Consider the following 9,668-nt stretch of genomic DNA (forward strand, 5'->3'; position numbering starts at 1 on the left):
AAGTCATTTTTAGATGCAAGATAATTTATGAGCACACTGAAATTACTTATAAATCCTTAACGGTGTTTTTTTCCGAAATGCTGGCGATACCCCATGCCCATCAAGCTAAGATTTTAAAGTATCCCCCAAACGGAAATTTTTTTGTTTTTTATAGCACCGAAGTTCATTTTTATCGTTTTGGGGAAGAATGTGTTTCTTAACTTGATAGCGATGTGACGGTACCCCTATTAAGGCCTGGTGACAGAGTTCTTGTTATAAACCGTAAAGTAAAATCTTTAAATCGAATAAAATAATAAGATTTGTTACCAAAAACCATAATTCTTGTAATTAATTTAATTTTAATTAAGGTACTTGGTATCACTGGCATACGATATTACCAAAAATAGCTGCCAAAATGATTACCATAAACCTTTTCCAAAAGTGTGCAATGTACTCTCTATAATTTGATTGGGTTATACTTTGCGGTCTATGGACATCTGTCTTGTCACTAAGCCATAAAAAAATAATAAGAAAGACCTTAGATACTATATATCTAAGGTCTTTCTTATTATTTTTCAATACTTGAGAACAATTTAGTATCGATAGTTTTATCAATTTCAATTGTTTTAGTTTTTAAAGATTGTTTAACATTATTTGAAGAATCAGTTACTTCCATTTGTAATAGTATACCAGTGTTTGGATCTACATTAAGTTTAAACTTTCCAGCATTATATTTTTGTGAATAATAATTATTTAATTCACCTTCAATAATTAAAGTATCGATACCTGCTATATTTTCTTGGCCTGTGATATTCCATTTTGTTTGATCTTCCATATATCCCATAGCAATATCTTCTGGGAATAGTGAAGTTTTAGCAATTCTCATATAAGATGGATCTCTTCTAGATATATATGTCTTTTCTTCACCTGTTCCACTAATGCGTTGATCAATACTAGAATCTTTTAATTGGTTTCGTTCTTCTATAGTTATTTTGGGAGTTTTTACACTATGTGTTTGTGGTTTTGAATCTTTTGTTATACTATTTGTTTGAAAATCTTTAGATCCACTATTGTAATTGTTAAGACTTTCTCCATCATAAGTAGCTATTTCATAGCCAGGTTCAAGTGTTCCTTCTGTTAAACTTGGATGATTTTTTGTAGCAATTCCTCGTACTTTTTCATAAGATCTTGGATTCATTGAAAGATCTGTTTGATATTCTACTAATAATTTATCATCACCTGTAAAGTATTCAAAAGAACCTTTTGCAGTGTTAAAATGATCGATAGAATTCAACATTAGAGTTTGAATTTTTTGTTTTTCTTCAGTAGTGTTTTGTACATTAATTGATTCTGATGCCTTATCTTTCGTATTAACAGTTGTTATATTTTCTTTTGGATTTCCTTTCGGTTCTTCTGCCTGTGCATTTAGTAAGGATAGAGATGAAACAGCAATGACCGCCACAACTCCGAGTCCAGACCAACGATATGATTTCTTTTGAAATTTTTTTATCATAAGGATTCTCCTTTTCAACGTTCTTTTATTTCTACTTAAATTAGCTAGACTTGGAACTTGATAGTAGCTTGAGTAATGTTCTAAAAGGCTAATAATTGTATGACCATATGCAATTTGTTCTTCTGAATCTATAAATGTAAGGGCAAGCGCATCACATGCCAATTCCTGGTCCTCCCGCATGCATGAGTAGGCGTACCAAAGAATCGGATTAAACCAATTTAAAATGAGTAAGCCATGCATAAGCCAATTCACACCAACATCTCTTCGTTTAATGTGAGCCAATTCATGATAAAAAATATGTTGTAGTTGTTGTGTATCTAATACTTTCATATGTGAACTTGATAATAAAACCCTTGGTCTGAAGAATCCGAATACAGTTGGACTTGAAATTTTCCCAGCTAAGAGCAGTGGGATATCTTGCTGAACAGACATAGATTTCTTACAGTTCTCAAAGATTTTGACGATCTTTTCATCTGTAATAACAGGTTGTTTTTTTATGTAGAAAAGTAAGCGCCTATTCATAATGATGATTGCAAAACTTAGAATGATGACTCCGGCAAGCCAAATATATAAAGCGGTTGTATAAAGTGAAAATGTATCATCGTTTTGCTTTTGATTATTGTATGTTTGTTTCTTAGTTTCTTCGTCTCGTTGTGTTGAACTAGGTGTGTAGGTATCTTCTTTTGTGGTATGGTTTATATCTGCCTTTTCTTGCATACTTTCTTTTGCAGAAGAAACAGCTACAGGCTCTTGGCGAAATGTATCAGAAGTTCCATTACTGTTCGAAAGAATAGAATAGATGCTGTAAGAACTATCTGGTGACCATGGTAATAAAAGTCTTATAATTAATATCATCCATAACATATACTGCCATCGTGGGGTTAACTTATTCCTAAGTAGGATTTTGACACATAGGATTAAACCAACTACTATACTGGCCATAATTGAGGTTTCTATCAACCAATCAAAAAAGCTAGGTAAATAGACGTTTGCAAAGATATCTATCATTATTACCTATCCTTCCTTTGATTCTCCTCAGTCTTCTCGTCCAGAATACGTTTAAGTTCGTTGATATCTTCTGGAGATAGCTTTTCTTCTTTTAAAAAATTCACAAATAAAGGTTTAAATGCCGCACCGTAGAAGCGCTTGAGTAGAGATTTTGTTTCTACTTGTAGATAACTATCTTGCGACACTAAAGGATAATACGAATACATACGACCTTTGTCTTGATGGTAAGAAACAGCTTCTTTTTGTACTAATCGATTAATAAGCGTTCGAATTGTTTTAGGTTTCCAATCCGTTGTTATCTGAAGAGACTCGATCACTTCATTTGCTGTTTGAGGAGATTTTGACCAAAGAACTTTCATGATTTCCAACTCAGCGTCAGAGATTTTAGGTAATTCTTTCATTATGTAGAATTCCTCCCTTGGATTACACTTGTGATCTATAAAGTGATATTACAAACGTAATCCTTAATTGTCAACCATATTTTAGGATTATGAATAAATTTTCTTAAAATTAAAGAAATTAATCACAAAAACAATGGAAATAAGCTATTCTTTTCATAGAAATATATAGAAAGGATGGAGTTTTTGTATGTCTATTTCTGTATCTGATGAATTACAACTATTTGCTCAAGAAGTTCAAAGCTTTTTATCCCCTAATATTTTAGGAAATCTTGCTAGAGATGTTGGCTTTGTACAACGAACAAGTAAGTACCAAGCAAAAGATTTAGTTGCTTTATGTGTATGGATGAGTCAAAATGTCGCTACGACTTCTTTAACTCAGCTATCTAGCTGTTTAGAAGCATCAACGGAAGTTCTCATTAGTCCTGAGGGGCTAAATCAACGATTTAATAAAGCAGCCGTCCAATTTTTACAACACATATTAGCAAAATTTCTAAAGCAAAAATTAGCCTCATTTATACCGATTTCTTCTCCATATACTTCTGTTTTCAAGCGTATTCGGATTCTGGATTCCACCGCATTTCAACTTCCAGATATCTTTTCATTCGTTTATCCAGGTGCAGGAGGGTGCAGTCATACAGCTGGGATGAAAATTCAACTTGAGTATGATCTGTTAAGCGGACAGTTCCTACATATTCATACAGGTCCAGGTAAGCAACATGATCGAACCTACGGTTCTTTGTGTGTCCCAACTGTAACAGCAAATGATTTATGCATCCGAGATTTAGGTTATTTTCATTTAAAAGATCTTCAACATATACAAGATAAAAAGGCTTACTATATCTCGCGTATCAAGTCAAATACACGTATTTATCAAAAAAATCCCAACCCTGATTACTTTCAAGACGGAAGAATCAAGAAAGGCACGGAGTATATACAGATAGATATGGAGGTCTTAATGAACTCTCTTCAGCCAGGACAAACATATGAAATAGCTGATGCTTATGTAGGAATGATTGATAAAGTATCAGCTCGTGTAATTGTTCATCGATTAACAAAAGAACAGCAACGAAAACGATTACAAGATCAAACTGTAAGAGAAAAAAAGAAAGGAATAAAGTATTCTCCTCGTAGTAAACGACTCAGTGGTATCAATGTATATATGACAAACACCCCTACAGATATTGTCCCGATGGGACAAGTACATGATTGGTATTCTTTACGCTGGCAAATCGAAATTTTATTTAAAACGTGGAAATCATTCTTTCACATTCATCATTGTAAAAAGATAAAACGAGAACGATTGGAATGCCATTTGTATGGGCAATTGATTGCCATCCTACTCTGTTCCTCTATTATGTTTCAAATGCGGAAGCTACTTCTTATGAAGAAGAAACAAGAGCTAAGTGAATATAAAGCTATATATATGATTAAAGATTATTTTTCTCTTCTGTTTCGATCCATACAAAAAGACACCCAAGAATTATCAAAGATTCTCCTTCGTCTGTTTAACCTCCTACAGCACAACGGACGAAAATCTCATCGATACGAGAAAAAAACAGTCTTTGATATATTAGGTGTCGTTTATAATTGTGCCATATCTCAAGATCTAGCTGCTTAATTGAAAAAAAACAAAACCCATTAGGGTTTATTTCGTATGCCAGTTTTTAAATAATCTATATTGATTCCCTATAAAAAGTAAAAAAACTCTCCTGAAAAATTTGTAATACAGTCTTAGCTTGATGGCAATGTGGTGGGACCCCATATAAAGTTTCTGGGACTGTTCACTTATGTGAGTTAGAAGTATGCCCAGAATTGGCGGTAAGTCTACTTGACCTTTATTTTATTGTCCAGTTAAGTGTAGCCGATTCATTATAAGGATTTTTTTCTTAGGCTAGCAAAAACCCGTTTAAAATACTCTTCTAATGCCACTTCACCCAACTTAGGATTAAAATTCAAATCCTGTCTTGATGTAGTAAGGTCATAGTGTCTATTTATTCCACCATAATATAATTCTACCTGACTTCTAAGTAGTGATGGCTGAGTATTCTTTTCCTTTGCTTCAGACTCAAGTTTATCAGCTAAATTTAACAACTGTTCTTTAGTATATTTTTGTGGTATCTCAAGACTAGGAATAAATTTTTTTGCAATTTTAATGATATCATCTGAAGTTACAGGCTCTTCATTAGCTAAGATATATCTTGTACCTCTTACACCTTTTTCCGCTGCAGCAATCATACCTTTCACAACATCAGTTACATCTATTGGCGTCATTTCACTTATATAGTTAACTTTCATCTTTCCTAAAAGAATACTATCGAAGGCCAGTATGGTTGGAGTTTTCTTTAAAAACTCTCCACCAATCATTGCACCAGGAAGGACGCTAACCATATCCAAATCATATTTTTCTGCCAGCTCCCAAGCTGTTCTTTCAGCTCGTGCTTTTGAATCAAAGTATGCATTTCCATGACTGTTTTCAAGCCATGTAGTTTCATCAATTTTACCCTTTAAGTTTGTCTTGTCCAATGACAATGCTGCTACGGAACTTACATATACTATTTTTCTTACATTTGCTTCTTTAGCAGCCTCCATTATATTTTGAGTTGCCTCAACATTAGGAATAATTATCTCTTTTTCAGGATCTTGTGCCCAATGTTTAAATACAGCAGCTACTTGATATAAGGTATTCACTCCATCAAGTGCTTTATGAAGTGAGTCTTTATCCCTCAAATCGGCGTAGACGATCTCACAATCAAGGCCTATAAATGGTTCTTTGTCATTTAAATCTCGTACACTTGCTCTAACAGTTTCTCCTCTTTTTAATAATTCCCTTACCAAGTTGTTACCCAAATGACCATTTGCACCTGTTACCAAGGAAATTTTCTTCATAAACAAATCCTCCTAAATCAGTGATTACACCAGTTATCATAATGCGATAATAGCCTGTTGTAATTGACATATGTAAATTGCAATAAAAAAACACCAAATACTTTTATTTGATGTTTCCTAAAAACGTTTATTCTATTTTCATACTTCTCTTAATTCTACTAAGTGAGCTTGCTCTAATTCCAATATAAGAAGCAATATATGATTGATTTATTCTACTTTCTAAAGAAGAATACTCTCTTTTAAACTCTATGTACCTTTCCAGTGCATCTTTCATAAGTAACGCCTGTTCTCGATTTAGCATACCAACAAGAATCTTCTGAATATAATTAGTGAATATAACCTTCATTTGATTAGTTTTCTTCATACCTTGGTCTATGGAATTATACGGAATAACTACGCAAATGCTGTCTTGCAGGCTTTCTACACTAAACCTAGCTTCTTCAACTCTTAATAAACCCTCTGCACAGGCAAATTCCGTTTCAGCTGCAAAACATTTTGTCACATCATTCCCTGCAGCATCTATATAATAGCCTCTCATAATTCCTTTATGAATATAATACAGTGAAGAAACTCTTTGCCCCTGCCTTAAAATAATTGTACCCTTTGGTACCATCTTTATATCAGCTGTTGAATTAAATAAGTATTTTAAATCTTCTTCCAACTCCAGCTTCAAACCAGCTTCAATATAATCACTCGGCTTATTAAGCATAATTCATCACCTCTCTAAGCATATAAGGCATATCCTTTATCCACAATTTACTATTATAGCATTTAACCATGTCAAGCAACATAATAGATTTACTTAAAATTCAATATAATCAACGATTAGCACTTATTGGGGTAGCAACACACATCCATCAACTTAAGAAATTGGCTGTTACCCAAAACGAAAAAATGAATTTAATTTTCATAAATAACTATCAAGAGATAAAAATTTCGTTTTGGGGGTACTTCAAAATATTAGCTTGATGGGCATGTGGCGATACCCCAAATATTCCATTGACTTTGAGTAATGAAAAACTTCTTTCAATAGTAGCAGCATCTTTCGTTGTAGGGTATTTTTGCACATCCCCCGAAAAAGGGGAATAAGGAGTACTCTCCTAAGATATCAAACTAAGTACTCCTTACATATTGTTGTATTTGGCAATTAAAAAACGCTATAAATGGCAGTACCTTTTTTTATGTAAAAAGAGCCAAAATATGCAAGGAGTTATGCATAAAAACTTGCATATTTCAGGCTCTTTAATTTTATTTCTTATTGTGTTAAAGCACCCGTTACTTTAAGTACGTTCCTTCACAATCCCACAACTTAATAATAGGCTTTGTTAATTACACTGTTAATTTTTATCTCATATAAGTCAATCAACAGCTCTTTAAACAGTGCAATAGAAAAAATAGACCAGAAAAGGGCTGGCTTGAATTTCCTGGTGATTGGATGTACCTTCTCCTTTTTTAAAGCATTGCTCCCTCTTCGACTACTTTCATTTCAGAAGAAAAAATTATCTAAAAAAAAGAAAAATCATGGACTATAATGATTGTATAATAATTCTTTATAGTGTATATTTATTATCAATCGACTAAAGTTAGATGGTTTTAATTTTATATAACAAGCAATATATTAATAATACTCCAGGGGGAATTTTCTATGCTAATTCGAAAGGCGGTTATGAGCGATACAGAAAGTATCTATAAATTAATATCAGAGTATGCTAAAGAAGGAAAACTTTTAGCGAGAACTTATTCTTCCATCTATGAAGATCTGCAAAGTTTCGTTGTTGCTGTTTTAAATAACCAAGTGGTTGGGATTTCCAGCTTGACAATCCTTGACCGGAATTTAGCAGAGGTAAGGTCATTAGCCGTCAGCCCTGCTTATGTCGGAAAAGGAATCGGAAAAGCACTGGTAAAGCAAATCATTAAAGAAACAGAAAACTTGGAAATTACTAAGCTAATTTCGTTAACTTATCAAATTGAATTTTTTTCGAAGTTAGGATTTAATCGGGTGGATAAAAATGAATTACCTCAAAAAATGTGGAAAGATTGCATAAACTGCCCCAAACTGCATTCTTGTGATGAAACAGCGATGTTAATGAACGTTTTACCTTAGAAATAAAATGGCAAATGAAAATAGAAAAGGAACGTCTTTATAAAGACGCTCTTTTTCTTCTATTAAAGCACCCGTTTAAGTAAAATAATTCACATAATTTAGAATTGTATTTGCCTTAATATGCTTGTTTTTAAAACTTCATTAGATGGAACACCTAGTCGATATTCTCCATCTAAGGCATCTTTTCCAAACAATACTTCATATCCAAGTGATGTCAATATTTCAATCACTTTACTAGCATTACGGAATTCTGTAAATTCATCTTTCAGATGCTTAAGGAAGTCCCTTCTTGAAGCGATAACATCCATCTTTTTCACTTCTTGCTTTTTTAGCATCTATTAATTAGCTTTTATCCCTGCACCACATAAAGGGATAACAATTTTTTCATCCGCTGTATGACGATATTTTAAATAACCTGCATAGTTTGCAGCTGTTGTAGGCTCTACATAAAAGCCTTTGCTGGCTAATGTTATACGCGCTTCTGCAATCTCTTTCTCATTTGTTATGATAAATTGACCATTTGTTTCACGGATGGCTTATTTTATTTTTTGCTTAGCGTGGGTTTTTTCCAAAATGCTGGCGGTACCCAAAAAGAATTGCGTTTTTTCATTTTAAAAAAGATTGACAAAATGATTGTTCCATCAATTTCTATGTAGTGAATGTTTGCATCGGCAATGTCCTGTTTTAGTTTGTTTCGTAAAATAGACCAACTCTCCTCACGTATAACCGGTTCTGGTGCAAAAATAGAATAAAAGATAAGTATGTGGTCCTTTTACAATTTGAATTTCTTTTTAAGCTTCTTATATTTTCTATATGAACGTCTAACAATGTTTAACATGAAATACGGTATTTTAACAGGGAAAGGCAATTTATAAATGAAAGGCAAGTAAAATGTAAAATATGCCTTTTCTAGGTCTCTCCACTTACTATCTTCTTTTGTTTTTAAGAAATCAGATACATCGACTACATATCCCCTTCCGTTTTCCATCATCACATTTTTCCCGTGAACATCACAAGGAGTTAATCCTTGTTCCCTTGCATACTCTAAAGCTTCATTGATATCAAGGATTACCTGCTTAGGAATTTTAATCCCCTTATGAATAGCATCGTATAAGGTAATTTCTTTTAAACGTTTCAATACTATGAAATTTTCTCCTTTATATATAAGCTTCGAATAAGAAGGATGATTTCCGATTCTTCGGTATACTTCTGACTCTTTTTCAATTCCTTCTCCTTCTCGCGCGTAAACTTTCACTACCCAATCTTTGTATTCTTTGTGCATAAATACTGCGGCATAATTACCTGTCCCTAAACACTTCCAAAGTCTAGGAATATCTTTAATTACTACAGGCTCGAATTCATCCTCACTTCTTATGCTTACCTCTTTTAATAATTCGTCCTTTATCAATCCTACAAAACTATTTATACTCATCATTTCCACTCCGGTTTTGTTAAAAGGGGTCCCATTCACATTTTAAAATGAATATGTCAAAACATATACAATTTAATTTTCCTCATACTGTTTGGCAAGTTTATAAAATGAGGAACGTTTGATGCCATACTTTTTCATAGCTCCTACGGCTGTAATTGAACCAGATTTCCATTCCTTGTAAGCATCCATAAATTCTTCTGTTATTTCGACAGGCGGACGTCCTAAACGTTTACCTTGCTTCCTGGCAAGAGCAATTCCTTCAGCTTGGCGTTGTTTAATATCAATGCGCTCTTTTTCTGCAAAGGCTGATAATATTGTAAGAGTTGCTTTTTGAATTGCGCTCTG

7 protein-coding genes and 5 pseudogenes are annotated in these 9,668 nt (G+C 33.3%); 3 read left to right on the plus strand and 9 right to left on the minus strand.

The window, feature by feature from the left end; genetic code table 11:
• Positions 1-200: pseudogene (locus ACFQZ1_RS00005) on the plus strand (hypothetical protein); the annotation flags it as partial.
• 1,189 nt (positions 201-1,389) lie between these two features.
• Here the strand turns inward: ACFQZ1_RS00005 and ACFQZ1_RS00010 are convergent.
• Positions 1,390-2,500 (minus strand): annotated as a pseudogene (locus ACFQZ1_RS00010) (M56 family metallopeptidase); the annotation flags it as partial.
• A 2-nt stretch (positions 2,501-2,502) separates the two neighbouring features.
• The gene (locus ACFQZ1_RS00015; RefSeq protein WP_377880060.1) at positions 2,503-2,901 is read right to left on the minus strand and encodes a BlaI/MecI/CopY family transcriptional regulator; all 399 of its coding nucleotides are present in this window, start codon (positions 2,899-2,901) and stop codon (positions 2,503-2,505) included.
• A gap of 187 nt (positions 2,902-3,088) precedes the next feature.
• Between ACFQZ1_RS00015 and ACFQZ1_RS00020 the strand changes: the two genes are divergently transcribed.
• The gene (locus tag ACFQZ1_RS00020) at positions 3,089-4,519 is read left to right on the plus strand and encodes an IS4 family transposase (RefSeq protein ID WP_377880061.1); all 1,431 of its coding nucleotides are present in this window, start codon (positions 3,089-3,091) and stop codon (positions 4,517-4,519) included.
• Between the two features lie 251 nt (positions 4,520-4,770).
• Here the strand turns inward: ACFQZ1_RS00020 and ACFQZ1_RS00025 are convergent, their stop codons facing one another.
• From ACFQZ1_RS00025 to ACFQZ1_RS00035, 3 genes and pseudogenes are all read right to left on the minus strand, one after another.
• A complete protein-coding gene (locus tag ACFQZ1_RS00025; protein WP_377880062.1) occupies positions 4,771-5,787 on the minus strand; it encodes an NAD-dependent epimerase/dehydratase family protein in 1,017 nt (338 codons plus the stop codon).
• Between the two features lie 127 nt (positions 5,788-5,914).
• The gene (locus ACFQZ1_RS00030; protein WP_377880063.1) at positions 5,915-6,496 is read right to left on the minus strand and encodes a Crp/Fnr family transcriptional regulator; all 582 of its coding nucleotides are present in this window, start codon (positions 6,494-6,496) and stop codon (positions 5,915-5,917) included.
• 280 nt (positions 6,497-6,776) lie between these two features.
• A pseudogene (locus ACFQZ1_RS00035) lies at positions 6,777-6,881 on the minus strand (LD-carboxypeptidase); the annotation flags it as partial.
• A gap of 551 nt (positions 6,882-7,432) precedes the next feature.
• Here ACFQZ1_RS00035 and ACFQZ1_RS00040 point away from each other — a divergent pair.
• Complete coding sequence (locus ACFQZ1_RS00040; protein WP_377880064.1) at positions 7,433-7,891, plus strand: N-acetyltransferase; 459 nt, start codon at positions 7,433-7,435, stop codon at positions 7,889-7,891.
• A gap of 98 nt (positions 7,892-7,989) precedes the next feature.
• On the opposite strand, the gene ACFQZ1_RS00045 is transcribed toward ACFQZ1_RS00040, so the two are convergent.
• The 4 genes and pseudogenes from ACFQZ1_RS00045 to ACFQZ1_RS00060 form a co-directional block, all read right to left on the minus strand.
• The gene (locus tag ACFQZ1_RS00045; RefSeq protein ID WP_377880065.1) at positions 7,990-8,226 is read right to left on the minus strand and encodes a hypothetical protein; all 237 of its coding nucleotides are present in this window, start codon (positions 8,224-8,226) and stop codon (positions 7,990-7,992) included.
• A gap of 3 nt (positions 8,227-8,229) precedes the next feature.
• Positions 8,230-8,427 (minus strand): annotated as a pseudogene (locus ACFQZ1_RS00050) (threonine synthase); the annotation flags it as partial.
• 236 nt (positions 8,428-8,663) lie between these two features.
• Positions 8,664-9,323 carry a protein kinase family protein gene (locus tag ACFQZ1_RS00055; protein WP_377880066.1) on the minus strand — a complete coding sequence of 220 codons (660 nt, stop codon included), beginning with the start codon at positions 9,321-9,323 and terminating at the stop codon, positions 8,664-8,666.
• 72 nt (positions 9,324-9,395) lie between these two features.
• Positions 9,396-9,668, minus strand: a pseudogene (locus ACFQZ1_RS00060) (recombinase family protein); the annotation flags it as partial.

The sequence above is a fragment of the Bacillus sp. CGMCC 1.60114 genome, from assembly GCF_042676365.1.
Classification (GTDB): Bacteria; Bacillota; Bacilli; order Bacillales; family Bacillaceae_G; genus Bacillus_A; species Bacillus_A rhizoplanae_A.